Below are 15,881 nucleotides of genomic sequence, written 5' to 3' on the forward strand. Positions count from 1 at the left end.
CTATCGGCGCCAGAATAATGCGGGCACCGATGCGTACCGGCGCGCAGGCCGAAATCCGTACCGGCTGCGCGCGATGCGACGCGCCTATACTCGCCGTTTCGGCCATGCACTGACGGAGCGTACAGATGAAAACGATCGGCGTGATCGGCGGAATGAGCTGGGAGTCGTCCACCGAGTATTACCGGCTGCTGAACCGACACGCGAAGGCGCGGCTCGGCGGCCATCACAACGCGCGCAGTCTTCTGCTGACCGTCGATTTCGCGTCGATCGAGGCGAACCAGCGCGCCGGCGACTGGCACGCGCTCGGCGAACAGATGGCCGACGCCGCGCGCCAGCTCGAACGCGGCGGCGCCGATCTCGTGATTCTTGCGACGAACACGATGCATCGCGTGTGCGAATCGATCGAGCAGGCAATCACGGTGCCGTTCCTGCACATCGCCGATCCGACGGGCGCGGCGCTGCGCGCGGCGGGCGTCGAGCGGGTGGGCCTGCTCGGCACGCGCTACACGATGGAGCAGACGTTCTATATGGGCCGGCTGCGCGAGCGCTATGGACTCGACACGCTCGTGCCTGATGAGGACGAACGCGCGGACGTGCACCGCATCATTTACGACGAGCTATGCCACGGTAACGTGGCCGACGCGTCGCGCAAGGTTTATCAACGCGTGATCGAGCATCTGGCCGCGCGTGGCGCGCAGGCGGTGATACTCGGCTGCACCGAGATCACGCTGCTGATCAAGCCGGAAGATTCGGTGCTGCCGGTGTTCGATACCACTGCGTTGCATGCGCAGGCGGCGGTGGAGTGGGCGATCGGGGCGGAGTGAAAATGGGCGCGGGGCTCTGCTTTTGCGCCGGAAGGAAAACAGATTCGCCTCCCTTTGTCGGTGAGAGAAGGCGCGAGTCGAAAGCGATAGATCGACACTCATAACGTCCTTTGCATACACATCGGACCGGATGGAACGGTCCGCGCCTTGCAACAAGCCGATTACTCGTTGAGGAGGCGCTGGATCTCGTCAAGAAAAGAGGCGACGGTGTAGCCCCACGGCTCGGGAGAAAATCCGCGCCCATACATCTGATCGAACGCCATGGCCAGATCGTGCGGGTGTTCGTTCCTGAACGAGTCTATTTCCCGAACTAAATTGGCGTAATCATGAGGACTGTCCTGCTTGTAACACGCGACTATTTCCGGGACGGTTTCTCCGAACAGGTCGAAGTCCTGGCCGAAATACGTTCTCATGAGGTGGTCCATTGCGGGATAGCGCTCTGACGAACTCATTTCTCTCTCATTCAAGGTAGGCGGTGAGGATGTAATAAGGCATGCCGTTGTAGGTTTCGTATTTCAGCGTGACGAAGACGTTGTTCATTCGCGTAAGTTCGCCAGTAGCCCGCGTCACTCCATAGCCGATGTCGCCAGAGACGACTTTGGTGACTGTGATCTTTGCGTTTCGAGTTGGGGACTGCGCCCACGTCCTGATTCTTACGGCATTGGCCTGCACCGTTTCCGAAATGGCGCGTTCGGCATGCTCAAGGGTTATAAACGAGGATACGATTTTTCGCTTTGGTTCACGTTTCAGCCGCTCCCTGAGCCATGCTTCGTCCTTGCCAACGTGCTTCTGAAGCGTGTGCCCTCCGAACCTTGGATTGAGCGCTTTCGCCTCGTGCATTTGCAGATGGATCCTGCCCATCCTAACGCTGGCCGCGCGTGCTGCCTTGATCGAGCCAGCAAAGCCGAACGGCACGGCCATATCGATAGACAGGCCGATCTGGTCTGCCCTGTCAGGGCTGACCCGCATCGCCTCTGCCAGCTTCGCCGTGCCGTGCTGAGTCAAGGTGGCGGTATCGCGCCCTGTCCAGACCTGACGCAGGCCCGCCGCGGCCGTGTCCGAACCATGCGCCCCGAACACCACACACCCGGCCTTGCTTGCCATCGTCGGTTCGGGCAACACGCACAGCGCTGCCGCTCCAGCCATTTCAAGCACCCCGCCGACAACCTGCAAACCGCCCCACAGACGGTTGGAAAGCATTTCGGTGGGGCTAATCGAGTGGCGAGCCAGCACGGCCGACAGCTGCGGGGCGCTCAGCACCACGCGCACGCTGTCTGAATCCTGTTCATATGACATCTGAAACCTACTCCTGGTCGTTGGGACGACCACGCTAACCGTCGGCTTAGACATCGGATATGGGCGATGGATGATTCTTGCGTCCCATCGGTCAACGAAGATTCGGATACTGACTCGCGCTCGGCGAACGGATGGCCAACGCCGCGCGCCAATTCGAACGCAGCGGCGCCGATCTCATGATTCTCGTGACGAACACGAGCCGGACGATTCAGTGCTGCCCGGCTTCGATACCGCCGCGTTGCATGACGAGGCGGCGGTGCAGTGGGCGATTGGAGGAGAGTGACGATGGGCTCGAGGCCTCGATCCCGCGCGAATCGTGTTGCATCTATTCACGCGCGCAGCATACGCAGCGAGCGCCACAAGCAAAACGTAGCGCCGAAAGTCAAAAAGCCCGCATGGCTTGCGCGATGCGGGCTTTCAACAATGCTTTGGTTGCGGGGGTAGGATTTGAACCTACGACCTTCGGGTTATGAGCCCGACGAGCTGCCAGACTGCTCCACCCCGCGTCAGAGAAAAAAGAGTATATCGGATCGCTGACACAACGTCAAATGTTGGCGCGAAATACATATCGAGTGCGGTCGAGCAAGCGGCACATTCGCGCGGCGCGATGCGTCGCACGCGCTCTATCTTTGGTCGCGCATCCTTCCAGGCGTGTCATCTCAGGTTCTCGGTATCGCGGCGCTTCGAAGGTCGCGGCTTCGCGCGCGAAGGGTTGAGCAACGCAATCGACCATGTCATTAGCACGCTGCAACTGCATCGCGTAATGGCGAATTACCGGCCCGACAATCTGCGCAGCGCGCGACTCCTCGAGCGGCTCGGCTTCGAAAACGAAGGCCTCGCGCGTGCGTATCTGAAGATCGACGGCGCGTGAGCCGATCATGTGCTGACATCGCGAATCAACTCGCGCGACTGACGCCGATAGCCATGCAAGCGCCGCAGCGCGCCGCGCGGCCCATGCTGCGCGACCACCGCCACCGCCTGAAACGCGACCGGCGCAAACACCAGCCCGAGCAAGGTCGCCGTCACGACGCCGCCGAACACGCCCGTACCGATCGACCGGCGGCTTTCCGCACCGCCGCCGCTCGCCAGCACCAGCGGCACGACGCCCAGCAGGAACGCCGACGACGTCATCACGATCGGGCGAAATCGCGCGCCCGCCGCGCGTATCACCGCGCGCGTCAGCGGCACGCCGCGTAGGCTCAGGTCGCGCGCGAATTGCACGATCAAGATCGCGTTTTTCGCGGACAAGCCGATCACTGTGATCATCCCAACCTTGAAGTAGACGTCGTTCGGCATGCCGCGCATCAGCATCGCCGCAATGGCGCCGACTACGCCAAGCGGTACGACCATCAACACCGCGAGCGGAATCGTCCAGCTTTCGTATAGCGCGGCCAGCGCCATGAACACCGCCAGCAGCGACAGTCCGAGCAGCAACGGCGTCAGCCGCGCCGCCGCGCGTTCTTCGCGCGCCGCATCGACCCAGTCGAACGCGATGCCCGCAGGCAAGCTCGCCGCGAGCCGCTCCATCGCCTCCATCGCCGCCCCCGAACTGACACCGCTCGCCGCACGGCCGTTCAGATCGAGCGACGGATAGCCGTTGTAGCGCGTCAATGCGACTGGCCCGATGGTCCAGCGGCGCGTCGCAACCGACGACAGCGGCACCATCGCGCCCGACTGGTTCGGCACCGACAACGCCAGCAGATCGGTTTCCGTCATCCGCGTCGACGCATCGCCCGCCACCAGGACGCGGCGCATCCGGCCACCCGCCGGAAAATCGTCGACGTAGTACGAGCCAAAGGTGCTGCCCAACACGTCCGCAATCCGGTCGAACGATACGCCGAGCGCGTACGCCTTCGCGCGGTCCACGTCGAGTTCGATACGCGGCGCGTCGGGCAGATCCTCGAAATGAATCGACGTCAGCGACGGATCGGCCTTCGCGCGCTCGGCAAGCTGGTCGCGGGCGGCCTTCAACGCGTCGCGGCCCAAGCCGCCGCGATCTTCGAGCCGGAACGTGAAGCCGTCCGAATGCCCGACGCCCGGCACCGACGGCGGCAATTGCGCCTGCACGTTGCCGTCGAGAATCCGGCTGAACGACCGGTTCAACGTGTCGCGCAGCGTCATCGCATCAACGCCGCGCTGGCCCCAGTCTTTCAGCGTGACGAATGACATCGCTACGTTCTGTCCGCTGCCCTCGAAACTCCAGCCGATCACGCTTGTCACGTTCGCCACCGCCGTTTGCATGCGCAAAATCGACTCGGTCTTTTCGACGACGGCGAGCGTGCGCGCCTGCGTCGCGCCGGCCGGCAACTGGATCATCACCTGCAGCTGGCCCTGGTCTTCGACGGGCAGGAAGCCGCCCGGCATCCGCCAGTACAACGCGCCGCACAGCAGCAGCAATACGGCATACACCGCGAGCAGCGGCCCGACCCGGCGCATCGCGGCGGCCGTCATGGCCCGGTAGGCGCGCGACGCGCGATCAAAGCCCTGTTCGAAACGCGTCGAGAGGCGGGCGGCAACGCCACGCAAACCGCGTCGCGCGTCACGCTGACGGACCGATTGCGCAGGCGCGCTCAGCAGGTTCGCGCACAACGCGGGCGTCAACGAAAGCGCCATGAAAGACGACACCAGCATCGACGCAATCATCGCGACCGCGAATTGCCGGTAAATCCCACCGACGCCGCCAGGAAAGAACGCCATCGGCACGAACACGGCGGTCAGCACCGCCGTCACGCCGACGATCGCACCGCCGATCTGTTTCATCGCTTTCAATGTCGCGTCGCGCGGCGCCATGCCCTCTTCGTCCATCACGCGATGCACGCTCTCGACCACCACGATCGCGTCGTCGACCAGAATGCCGATCGCCAGCACGAGGCCGAACATCGTGAACACGTTGATCGACAAGCCGAATGCGTACATCGTGACAAACGCACCCATCAGCGTGACCGGAATCACCACTGTCGGCACCAGCGCGTAGCGCAGATCGCGCAGGAACAGCCACATCACGAGAAACACCAGCAAGATCGCCTCGGCCAGCGTGATCAGCACTTCGCGAATCGCAACGTTGACGAAGCGCGCGCTATCGAACGGCACCTGAACCGCGACGCCCGGCGGCAAACGGTTCGCCAGTTCCGCGAGCCGCGCCCGAATCGCGTCCGATGTTTCGAGCGCGTTGCCGCGCGGCCCGAGTTGAATCCCGACCGTCGCCGACGGCTTGCCGTTCAGGCGCGACCAGAACGTATAGTTGTCGCGGCCGATCTCGACCCGCGCGACGTCGGCAAGCCGCACTGCCGAGCCGTCGGGGTGCGCTTTCAGCACGATCTGGCCGAATTCCTCCGGCGACAGCAACTGCCCTTTGACATTCACCGACGCGGTCAGCTGCTGGCCGTCCACCAGCGGCGCGGCGCCGAGTGCGCCTGCCGCGACGCTCGCGTTTTGCGCGGCAATCGCGGCGTTGACGTCGGACGCGGCGAGGCCGAATTCGCGCAGCTTCATCGGATCGAGCCAGACGCGCAACGCTTCGTCGGCGTCCCACAGTTGCGCGGAACCGACGCCCGGCGCGCGCTTCAGTTCGCGCATGATGTCGCGGCTGAGGATGTCGCTTAGTTGCGCGGAATCGCGCGTGCCATCGGTGGATGTCAGCGCGACCAGCATCAGGAACGTGTTGGCGGCCTTGAAAACGCTGATGCCTTGCTGCACCACCTGTTGCGGCAAACGCGGCTCGACCTGCTTGAGCCGGTTCTGCACGTCCATCATCGCGATATCGGGGTTGGTGCCGGGCGCGAAGGTCGCCGCGATTTCAAGGTTGCCGAGGCCGTCGCTGCCGGTTTCGTAGTAAAGCATCCCGTCGGCACCGTCGAGACTTTCTTCGATGATGCTGCCAACGTTCGCATCCACGGCTTCCGTCGATGCACCCGGATAGACGGCATCGATCACGATACGCGGCGGCGCGAGTCGTGGATATTGCGCGACCGGCAGTTGCGTCAACGCGAGCGCGCCCGCGATGATTACCGCAAGCGCCAGAATCCACGCAAAGACCGGTCGGTCGATAAAAAAGGCGGCCAAGGCATGCTCACGCGTGTGGGTTCGGTGCGAGCGCGACCGGCGAAGCGAACACCGGCGCATCGGCGAAACGGGCCATATGGAATGCATCGACCAGCTTGCCGTCGCGCATCGCGAACGCTGGCGAGCGTCCTTCCTCGACGAAACCGAAGCGCTGGTACAGAGCGATCGCGCGGTGGTTGTCGACGAACACGGTCAACTCCAGCCGACGCAGGCCGAGCAGCGTATCCGCGCACTCGACGGCCGCCGCGAGCAGCGCCGTGCCGACGCCGCGCCCGACGTAATCGTCATGCACGCAGAGACCGATTCCCGCGCAATGCGCCATCCGGTGCATGCGCGGCAACACGTCGATCATCCCGACTACGCGACCGCCCGCCTCCGCGCACAGTCCGAGCCTGTTCGCGGGCATTTTTTCGAGCCAGCTCCCAACCGTCGCGTTCGAGCGATACGGCGTCTGCAACGTGCCATGCCGCGCGCCGGGGCAGTTCATCAACGAAGTGATCGCGTCGAGGTCGGACTCTTCGCGGGCGCGGATAATCACATGCGCCGTGTCGGGTTTCAACGAGACGTTCATACGGCCGCCTCGATTTCCGCTTGCAGATGACCCATCGGCGCGCGTAAGCGGCCCATGAACACCGAGTCGATCAGCATGCCGTCGCGCAGCACGGCGCCGCGAAAGGTCGCTTCGTGCGAAAAACCGAACTTGCGATACAGCGCAATCGCGCGATGGTTGTCGGCGAACACGTTCAGCTCGAGACGGCGCAGCCCGTACCAGTTGTCGGCGGCATCGATCAGTTCGGCCATCAGCCGCGTGCCGACGCCCTTGCCCTGCCAGTCGTCGTGCACGCTGATACCCAGCCAGCCGCTATGCGCGCGACGCAGCGCGCCCGGATGCAGATCGGCCGAGCCGACCAGCGTATCGCCCACCAGCGCTGCAATCGCCATCGACGGCGCCGCGAGCTTCGCGAGCCAGCCTTGAGTCTGCTGCAAGGTCGGATACGGACGCATCGGGTTCTGGCGCATCACACCGGGGCATGAACGCAGCGCGTGGAGTTGCGCGGCGTCGTCCGGATGCAGCGGCCTGATGCTGATCTCGAACGGTTCGGTCCCGAACCGTGTCGTGCTCTCAAATATTGTCTTTGGTTCTGTCATTGTTATGGCGTTCAGTCTGTCATCGGAAACTCACTCACAGCGTCAGTTCGAACGAGCGTGCCAGCAAGCCGGGTAGTTTCCAGCCGCCGGTCTGCCGCTCGCCCCACGTTCCATCGTTCAGCAGCAGTTCCGGCTGGGCGTCGAGACGTTCGAGTTCGCTCGACAGCAAACGGTACAGGCTGTCGTCGAAACGCATCGCCTCGACCGGCGCGACGATCTGCCCGCGTTCGACCCAGAACGTCGCGAAACGCGTCATGCCGGTCAACCGGCAATTCATCCGGTCAGAAAAATTCACGTACCAGAGATTGCCGACATACAGCCCGGTATCGAGTGCGGCAAGGATATCGGCGGCGTCGAGATCGCCGCCAGCCATCGCCAGCGACTCAGGCGTTTCGCTGGCGAGCGCGCCGTTCGGCGTCAATCCGTATTCGCGCGCGCTACGGGCGTTGGTCAGTTGCCCGGCGTTGCGGCCGTCGTGAATCAACGGCACGCTGTCGCGCTGATAACCGTCTTCGTTGAAGCGCGGCGTGATATTCAGGCTCAGGTCTTCGGTCATCGACACGCGCGGATCGAGCGCGACTTCGCCGCTGTGCAGCCGGTAAAACGGGCTGCGCGCGGTGGCGTTCGCGCGCGCGGAAAACCCGCCCCACGACGCCGTGCCGACCAGTTCCAGCATCGCCGACGGCGCCAGATACGTGCGATACCGCCCCGGCGACAACGCGCGCGGCGTGTGTCCAAGCACCGGCAAACGTGCGGCGGCCTGTTCTACCTTCGCGGCGAACACGCTGTCGTCCCAGTGGTCGCCGGTGTACGTGCTTTTGATCGCACGGCCGCTCGGGTCGTACAACGACCAGCTAAAGCTGAAGTTGCTGACTTCGTACCAGCCGCGACTGCCGCGCGACGACGAGAAGCCGCGCACCATCGAGCCACCTGCATAGAAGCCGACGAAATCGAGTCCGCGCGCGCTTTCGGTGGCGATCCGCAACAGTGCGTCGGGCGCGGGCAGCTTGCCGCTGCGGCGCGTCGATTGGGTCCATTGGGTGGCGTCGTACAACAGATGCGGGTCGTCGGGCGCATCGCGCAAGCCGTCGCGCAACGTATTCAGCGCATCGGCGATATCGCGCAGATCCGTCGCTGGATCGCCGCATACCGTGAAGCTCGAATACGCCTGCCTGGCGCCGTCGATCAGGCGGACGGTCAGTTTGCCTTGCGACACCTGGCCGATCTGCCGGACCTTGCCACCGTTGAAGCGGATAAAGTCGGATTGCTCCGCCGACAGCCTCGTCAACGCCACTTCGTCGCCGCTGAGCAGCGTGTCGATCGCATCGGCGAGCAGCGCGAATTGCGCGTGCCAATCCGGCAACTGCGCGTTCGAGGCGAAATCGAAGCCGCTCGATGCATTGACTGCATTGGTTGTAGTCATCGCGCGCCTCCGAATACATCGACATGCGTGAACACGCACGGCGGCGACGCATGGCCGACGCGCACCAGTTGCGCCGGTTCGCCTTTGCCGCACATCGACGTGCCGAACACTTCGCGCGTGCTGGCATTGCCGACCGCGCTCAGACTGCGCCAGAAATTCGCGGATATGCCGCGATAATTCGGTTGCTTGACGATTTGCGTGAGCTTGCCGTTTTCGATCAACTGGCCGAACTCGCAGCCGAATTGAAACTTGTTGCGGTGATCGTCGATTGACCACGACGTATTGGTGCGCATCAGGATGCCGTGTTCGATGCCGGAAATCATTTCGCCCAGCGTGCTGGTTCCCGGTTCGATATTCAGGTTCGCCATCCGGTCGATCGGCGCGCGATTCCAGCTCGACGCACGCGAATTCGCGACGCCCGCCATCTTTGCGCGCTGTTGCGACAATGCGCCACCGAGCGGACGTTCGAGCACGCCATCGCGAATCAGATATTGTTTGCGCGCTTCAGTGCCGTCGTCGTCGAATGCGTACGACGCGGCTTCTTCGCGCAGCGACGGATCGAATGTCACGTTGAGCAGTTCCGAGCCGTAACGGTAAGTGCCGAACATCTCCGGCTTCACGAAACTCCATCCGGCGAAGTTGCGTTCGTCGCCGAGAATCCGGTCGAGTTCGAGCGGATGCCCGATCGATTCGTGAATCTGCAACATCATCTGATCGGGCATCAGCAGGAGGTCGCGCGGACCAGCCGGACAGTTCGGCGCGGCCAGCAAGGTCAGCGCGTCGGTGGCGAGCCGCACGCCTGCGCCGTCGAACGCGTAGCGGTCCAGCACTTCGACGCCGCCTTGCGCGAGCGTGCCGTAATTGCCGCCGAGCGTGCGCACCTGCGTGTCGCCGTTCGCGTGCGCCGCGACGCTCATTTCCGGCATCACGAGGCAAAAGCGCTGGTCGATTCGCGCGCCGTCGCTGGTCAGATAAACCTGTTCGGTGCGCGTGATCTGCACGGATGCCGTGCGCTCGACGATCCGGTCGTCGATTTTCGCGGCGGCGCATTCGTGCGCGAGACGCGCGAGCCATTCGCCGCGCGTCGGCAGCGGCTGGTCGGCATTGGGCGAGACATACGCGCCGCTGAGCGCTTCGCGCGACACCGCGCGATGGTCGATCAGCGATGCGCCGGCGCTCGCCAGCGCACGTTGCGTCGCGATATCGAGCGCAGCCTGCAAGCCCCCGATGGACAGATCCGTGGTTGCCGCATAGCCCGCGCCCGCGCCGGCCCACGCGGTCAGCATGGCGCCGCGTTCGCGCTGCGTGCGCAGCGGCTGCGCGACGTCGTTGCGTACTTCGTGGTCGTCGATCTGTTCATCGACAATCCGTAAGGACCAGAACGCCGCATTGCTCTTCAACGCACGGGCGGCCTGCGTCCAGCGCGATTCGCTCATTGCAGTACCTCGGGTTCGTCGTGCTCCGGCGCGATCATCGACGCGGCGAGCAACGACTGCGTATAAGAATGTGACGGCGCATGCAGCACGTCGAGCGTGTCTCCCGCCTCAATCACGCGGCCGTTCTTCATCACGATCACGCGATGCGCCATCGCACGCATCACCGCCAGATCATGGGTGATCAATAGATAGCTTAACCGGTACTTCTTCTGCAAGCCCGCCAACAACTTAAGCACCTGTTGCTGGATCGACACATCGAGCGCGCTGGTCGGCTCGTCGAGAATCAGCACTTCCGGTTCGACCGCCAACGCACGCGCGATCGCTATCCGCTGCCGCTGCCCGCCGGAAAACTCGTGCGGATAGCGCAGCATCGATTCTTGCGGCATGCCCACTTCTTCGAGCATCGTCCCCACCCGCGCGCGGCGCGTGCGCGCGTCGATTTCCGGCCGGTGCACCTCGATCCATTCCCCGACGATCTGCTCGACCGTCATACGCGGCGATAGCGACCCGAACGGGTCCTGAAACACCACCTGCATCCGCGAGTACAACGCGCGGCGCGAGTTCGCGCCACGCAAAGCCGATAACGGCGCGCCGTCGATATGGATATGACCGGCGGCGGGCCGTTGCAGACCGAGCAGCGTCGCCGCCAGCGTCGATTTTCCGGAGCCCGATTCGCCGACCACGCCGAGCGTCTCACCGCGACGCAGCGTCAGATCGACGTCGTGCACTGCGCGAAACGTCGAACCGCTGAACAGCGAGCGCCAGCCTTTCGCGGCCGTCCGGTAATCGACCGCGAGGCCTTGCACCTCGAGCACCCGACGCGCGTGTGGTTCGATCGGCCCGATCTCGCGTTGCGGTTCGCTGTCGAGCAATCGCTGCGTGTAAGGATGCTGCGGCGCTGCGAACAGCGCCTGGGTCGTATTGGTTTCGACCAGCACACCCTTTTCCATTACCGCCACGCGTTGGGCGAAGCGGCGCACGAGATTCAGGTCGTGCGTGATCAGCAGCACCGCCATGCCGCGATCGGCGGCTTCCTGTTCCTGCAGTTCGACCAGCAGATCGACGATCTGCTGACGCACGGTGACGTCGAGCGCGGTAGTGGGTTCGTCGGCGAGCAGCAGGCGCGGACGGCACGCGAGCGCCATCGCGATCATCGCGCGCTGGCGTTGTCCGCCGGACAGTTGATGGGGGTAGCTGTCGATCCGCCGTTCCGGCTCGGCAATGCCGGTACGGCGCAGCAGTTCGATGCCGCGGGCGCGCGCCGCGTTCGACCGCAAACCCTCGTGCAGACGCAGGCTTTCGGCGATCTGCTGACCGATCGTGAACAGCGGATTGAGCGCGGTCATCGGCTCCTGAAACACCATCGCGACGGCGGCGCCGCGAATCCCGCGCATCTGCTGCTCGGTTTTCTGTAATAGATCGAAGCCGTCGAGACGGATCTGGCCGCTGGTCTGCGCATGTTCGACGAGGCGCAGGATCGACAGCGCCGTGACGCTCTTGCCCGAACCGGATTCGCCGACCAGCGCAACCCGCTCGCCGCGCCCGATCGTCAGATTCAGTTCGCGAACCGCGACCTTGTCGCCGAAACGGATCGAGAACGTGTCGATTTCCAGCAAGGGCTTGTGCAACGTTGCGTCGCTCATCACTTCCTCCCGCCGAACGCCGACCCGCGTGAACGGGCGTCGAGCGCATTGCGCAACGCGTCGCCCATGAACGTCAGCAGCAACAACGTGATCACCAGCGCGGCAAACGCAGATACCGAAATCCACCATGCGTCGAGGTTGTTCTTGCCTTCCTGAAGCAGTTCGCCAAGGCTCGGCGTGGGCGGTGCGACACCCAGCCCCAGAAAGTCCAGACTCGTCAGCGACAGAATCGCGGCGCTCATCCGGAACGGCAGGAAGGTGATCACCGGCGTCATGCTGTTCGGCAGCAGATGACGCCAGATGATCTGCCAGTTGCTCAAACCCATCGTGCGCGCGGCGCGAACGTAATCGAGCGAACGGTTGCGCAGGAATTCGGCGCGCACATAGTCGGACAGCACCAGCCAGCCGAACATCGACAGCAGGATAAACAGCAGCCAAAAACTCGGCTCGAAGATCGACGCGAAGATGATCAGCAGATACAGGTCCGGCATCGAACTCCATACTTCGATCAGGCGCTGCCCGATCAGGTCGGTGCGGCCGCCGTAAAAGCCTTGCAACGCACCCGCCAGCACGCCCAGCACGATACCCGACACCGTCAGCGCAAGCGCCATCAACACCGACAGCCTGAAGCCGTACAGCAATCGCGACAGCACATCGCGGCCGTATTGATCGGTGCCGAGCCAGTTGGTCGCGGACGGCGACGCCGGAAACGGCCGCGTCGCGAAGTAATCGATCGTGTCGTAGTGGTAGTGATTCGGCGGGTAGATCGCGAAGTTGCCTTTCTCAGTCAACTGCTTGCGGATAAACGGATCGAGATAGTTCGCGCGGGTCGGAAAATCGCCGCCGAACATCGTTTCCGGATAATCCTTCACGATCGGAAAATAGTCATGGCCGTCGTAACGGACCATCAACGGCCGGTCATTCGCGAGCACTTCGCCGAGCAGGCTCAGCACGAACAGCGTTGCGAACACGATCAGGCTCCAGTAACCGAGCTTCTGCTGGCGGAAACGCTGCCATACGCGTCGCCCAGGCGACACGGACACCGGCAACGCGCCGGGCGGCAGCTTATCGGTCCAGGCTGTTGAATTGGATGCGGGGGTCGACGAGGACATAGCAGACGTCAGCAATGAGTTTGGTCACGAGACCAATCAGCGTGAACAGGAACAGCGAACCCAGCACGACCGGATAGTCGCGGCGGATCACCGAGTCATAAGACAGTTGGCCCATGCCGTCGAGCGAAAAAAGCGTTTCGATCAGCAGGTTGCCGTTCAGGAAGGCGCCGATAAACGCGGCGGGCAGTCCGGTCAGCAAAGGAATCGCGGCGTTGCGCAATACGTGCTTCCACAGCACGTCACGCTTGGGCGCACCTTTCGCCCGCGCGGTCAGCACGTATTGCCGACCAATCTCTTCGAGAAACGTATTCTTGGTCAGGATCGTGACGATCGCGAAGTTGCCAACCACCGACGCCGTCACCGGCAACGCGATGTGCCATAGATAATCGAGCACCTTGCCGAACGCGCTGAGTTCGTCGAAGTTATCGGACGTGAGGCCGCGCATCGGGAAGACCTGCCAGAACGTGCCGCCGCCAAACAGCATCAGCAGCAGCACGCCGAACACGAAGCCCGGAATCGCGTAGCCGGTCAGCACCATCACGCTGGTGGCGGTGTCGAAGCGCGAGCCGTTGCGCACCGCTTTCGCGATCCCGAGCGGCACCGACACGATGTAGGTCAGCACGACCGTCCATAACCCGAGCGTGATCGACACGGGCAGTTTCGAGCGGATCACCGCCCACACGCTCTGATGGTGATAGTAGGACTGGCCGAGATCGAAACTCGCGTAGTCCCTCAGCATCTTCAGATAGCGCGTCAGCGGTGGTTTCTCGAAGCCGAACTGCTTCTTGATCTGCTCGATCTGCTGCGCATCGACGCCCTGGCTGCCGTGATACGCGTTGCCTCCGCCTCCGCCTTCGCCGCCGCGCTGCTGGCCGTGACGCAACTGCGTCATCATCTGTTCGACCGGGCCGCCCGGCACGAACTGCGTCACGAAGAAAGTCAGCGTAACGACGCCGATCAGCGTCGGGATCATCAGTAGCAGACGTTTGATGATGTAGATAAACATAAGCCCCTCACTTCGCAGCGGCGGTGTTGGCCGCAGCGGACGGCATCTTGCGATACCAGTAGCTGACGATCCAGTCCTCGCCCTGGAAACTGACCGGCGTCACCGACGGGTAGCCGAGCGCGCTTTTGTACGCGATCCGCGTATCCGGCGCGAAATATTCGGGCACCAGGTAATAGCCGTTGATCAGCACGCGGTCGAGCGCATGGGTCGCGGTTTCGAGTTCGTTCAGCGTGCTCGCGTGGATCACCGCGCGCACCAGCGCATCGACCGCCGGCGACTTCACGCCCGGATAGTTCTCCGAGCCGACCTGCGATGCCGATGCGCTGCTGAAACGACGCTCCAGTTCGGCACCGGGAATCGTCACGCGCAGATAGATGAACGTCGTCATATCGAACTCGAAGTTGTCGATCCGCTTCTGATACAACGCACTATCTATCTCGCGCATATGCGCATCGATGCCGAGCAGTTGCAGGTTGCGCATATACGCCAGCAGTACGCGATCCATGCCCGGCTGATCGTCGATGATTTCGATCGACATCGGGTTGCCGTGCGCGTCGCGCAACTGGCCGTCGCGCACTGTCCAACCCGCTTCAGCGAGCAGGCCGCGCGCTTCGCGCAGGTTCTCGCGCAATGTGTGCGGCGCAATCGTGTCGGCCTGCCTGACCATTGGACCGAACACGGCCGCCGGCAAACTCGCGCGATACGGGTCGAGCAGCGTGAGTTCGGCATCGGTGGGCACGCCTTGCGCGGCGAACGGGCTATCGTCGAAGTAGCTGTTGGTGCGCCGGTACTGGCCGTAGAAGGTCATCCGGTTCAGCCAGTCATAGTCGAACGCAAGTGCAAGGGCATGCCGCACCCGCACATCCGAAAACATCGGCCTGCGCGTGTTGAACATCAGCCCCTGCATCTGCGCGCCGTGATCTGGGAACAGTTTGCGCTGCAACGCGCCGTTCTCGAAGTTCTTGCCGATATAACGGCGCGCCCATTGCATCGAACTGTATTCGACCATCACGTCGGTATCGAGCGCTTTCAGCGACTCGAGCTGCGTGTAATGATCGTGATAGAGCTTGAACGCGACGCGCGCGAAATGGTACATGCCGCGCCGCGACGGCAAATTTGCGGCCCAGTAAGCCGGATTGCGACGGTAGACGATCTGCGTGTCGTTCTTGCGCTGCTCGATCAGATACGGGCCGCTCGACACCGGCGGCACATTGGTCAACTGATCGAACGCGATGCGCGTGCCGTTGGCTTGCATTGCCCACTTTCGCGAGAAAACCGGCAGGTCGCCTGCGATCAACGGCGCGTCGCGTTCCACGTGCCTGAAGTCGAAGCGCACCCGCGACGGGTCGAGCACCGTGGCGCGGCTGATCACCGCGAACTGCGAGTTGAACAGCGGCGATGCCTGCGGGCTGGTCAGCGTATCGAACGAATACTTGACGTCGTCGGCGGTGATCGGATCGCCGTTCGAAAAGCGCGCTCGCGGGTCGATATGAAACACCGCTGATTTGCCATCCGGCGCCACCTCCACGTCGTCGGCGATCAATGCGTATTCCGACGCGAGTTCGTCCCAGCTGCGCTGCATCAGCGTATCGAACATCAGATGCAGGATGTCCGGCGCCGGCGCACCACGCGTCAGGAACGGATTCAGCGAATCGTAACTTTGCGCTTCGTCGTAGTTCTGGAAGACCAGCGTGCCATCGGTCGGCGCATTCGGGTCCGCGTAATCGAAATGCGTGAACCCGGACGGATACTTCGGCGCGTCGTATTGCGCGATCGACGCCCTCGCGAACGCGGGCGCCGTCGTCAACGGCACGACCAGCAGCCCCGCGACGAGCGTCATCGCAACCCGCGCCGCGAACGCCGTAACGACGCGCGCGCGCGGGCCTCGAAACCTGTCGGTTGTCATCATGCGTGTCTGGACGCGCATCGG

13 protein-coding genes, 1 tRNA gene and 1 pseudogene are annotated in these 15,881 nt (G+C 63.3%); 3 read left to right on the forward strand and 12 right to left on the reverse strand.

Annotated features, from left to right (window positions below):
• Positions 1 to 125 precede the first annotated feature (125 nt).
• Positions 126 to 824 carry an aspartate/glutamate racemase family protein gene (locus OKW41_RS33595; RefSeq protein ID WP_184057359.1) on the forward strand — a complete coding sequence of 233 codons (699 nt, stop codon included), beginning with the start codon at positions 126 to 128 and terminating at the stop codon, positions 822 to 824.
• Positions 825 to 985: 161 nt separating this feature from the next.
• Here the strand turns inward: OKW41_RS33595 and OKW41_RS33600 are convergent, their stop codons facing one another.
• Both OKW41_RS33600 and OKW41_RS33605 read right to left on the reverse strand, forming a co-directional pair.
• Complete coding sequence (locus OKW41_RS33600) at positions 986 to 1,276, reverse strand: contact-dependent growth inhibition system immunity protein (protein ID WP_429575284.1); 291 nt, start codon at positions 1,274 to 1,276, stop codon at positions 986 to 988.
• Between the two features lie 7 nt (positions 1,277 to 1,283).
• Positions 1,284 to 2,120 (reverse strand): RNase A-like domain-containing protein, encoded by an 837-nt coding sequence (locus OKW41_RS33605; protein WP_429575285.1) that lies wholly within the window; start codon positions 2,118 to 2,120, stop codon positions 1,284 to 1,286.
• A gap of 113 nt (positions 2,121 to 2,233) precedes the next feature.
• Between OKW41_RS33605 and OKW41_RS33610 the strand changes: the two are divergent.
• Positions 2,234 to 2,329 (forward strand): annotated as a pseudogene (locus OKW41_RS33610) (aspartate racemase); the annotation flags it as partial.
• Between the two features lie 220 nt (positions 2,330 to 2,549).
• Here the strand turns inward: OKW41_RS33610 and OKW41_RS33615 are convergent.
• Positions 2,550 to 2,626 (reverse strand) — tRNA-Met (locus OKW41_RS33615).
• A gap of 101 nt (positions 2,627 to 2,727) precedes the next feature.
• On the opposite strand from OKW41_RS33615, the gene OKW41_RS33620 reads away from it, so the two are divergent.
• Positions 2,728 to 2,991: a GNAT family N-acetyltransferase gene (locus OKW41_RS33620; protein WP_429575286.1), complete on the forward strand. Its 264-nt coding sequence runs from the start codon at positions 2,728 to 2,730 to the stop codon at positions 2,989 to 2,991.
• Between the two features lie 5 nt (positions 2,992 to 2,996).
• Here the strand turns inward: OKW41_RS33620 and OKW41_RS33625 are convergent, their stop codons facing one another.
• From OKW41_RS33625 to OKW41_RS33665, 9 genes are read right to left on the reverse strand one after another with little or no spacing between them, the layout of a single operon-like run.
• Positions 2,997 to 6,182, reverse strand: coding sequence for a multidrug efflux RND transporter permease subunit (locus OKW41_RS33625; protein WP_429575287.1), 3,186 nt, complete (start codon positions 6,180 to 6,182; stop codon positions 2,997 to 2,999).
• A 7-nt stretch (positions 6,183 to 6,189) separates the two neighbouring features.
• The gene (locus tag OKW41_RS33630) at positions 6,190 to 6,753 is read right to left on the reverse strand and encodes a GNAT family N-acetyltransferase (RefSeq protein WP_429575288.1); all 564 of its coding nucleotides are present in this window, start codon (positions 6,751 to 6,753) and stop codon (positions 6,190 to 6,192) included.
• Positions 6,750 to 7,331: a GNAT family N-acetyltransferase gene (locus tag OKW41_RS33635; RefSeq protein WP_429575289.1), complete on the reverse strand. Its 582-nt coding sequence runs from the start codon at positions 7,329 to 7,331 to the stop codon at positions 6,750 to 6,752. The genes OKW41_RS33630 and OKW41_RS33635 overlap by 4 nt, the downstream gene beginning before the upstream one ends.
• 34 nt (positions 7,332 to 7,365) lie before the next feature.
• A complete protein-coding gene (locus OKW41_RS33640; RefSeq protein ID WP_429575290.1) occupies positions 7,366 to 8,754 on the reverse strand; it encodes a TldD/PmbA family protein in 1,389 nt (462 codons plus the stop codon).
• Positions 8,751 to 10,190, reverse strand: a complete 1,440-nt coding sequence (locus OKW41_RS33645) for a TldD/PmbA family protein (RefSeq protein ID WP_429575291.1) — start codon at positions 10,188 to 10,190, stop codon at positions 8,751 to 8,753. Before OKW41_RS33645 ends, OKW41_RS33640 begins: the two co-directional genes overlap by 4 nt.
• Complete coding sequence (locus OKW41_RS33650; RefSeq protein ID WP_429450450.1) at positions 10,187 to 11,833, reverse strand: ABC transporter ATP-binding protein; 1,647 nt, start codon at positions 11,831 to 11,833, stop codon at positions 10,187 to 10,189. Before OKW41_RS33650 ends, OKW41_RS33645 begins: the two co-directional genes overlap by 4 nt.
• Positions 11,833 to 12,945 carry an ABC transporter permease gene (locus OKW41_RS33655; RefSeq protein WP_429450452.1) on the reverse strand — a complete coding sequence of 371 codons (1,113 nt, stop codon included), beginning with the start codon at positions 12,943 to 12,945 and terminating at the stop codon, positions 11,833 to 11,835. The genes OKW41_RS33650 and OKW41_RS33655 overlap by 1 nt, the downstream gene beginning before the upstream one ends.
• Positions 12,899 to 13,951, reverse strand: coding sequence for a microcin C ABC transporter permease YejB (locus tag OKW41_RS33660; RefSeq protein ID WP_429575292.1), 1,053 nt, complete (start codon positions 13,949 to 13,951; stop codon positions 12,899 to 12,901). The genes OKW41_RS33655 and OKW41_RS33660 overlap by 47 nt, the downstream gene beginning before the upstream one ends.
• 7 nt (positions 13,952 to 13,958) lie before the next feature.
• Positions 13,959 to 15,857 carry an extracellular solute-binding protein gene (locus OKW41_RS33665; RefSeq protein WP_429454472.1) on the reverse strand — a complete coding sequence of 633 codons (1,899 nt, stop codon included), beginning with the start codon at positions 15,855 to 15,857 and terminating at the stop codon, positions 13,959 to 13,961.
• Between the last annotated feature and the right edge of the window lie 24 nt (positions 15,858 to 15,881).

Source organism: Paraburkholderia sp. UCT70, assembly GCF_050434085.1.
Lineage (GTDB): Bacteria > Pseudomonadota > Gammaproteobacteria > Burkholderiales > Burkholderiaceae > Paraburkholderia > Paraburkholderia tuberum.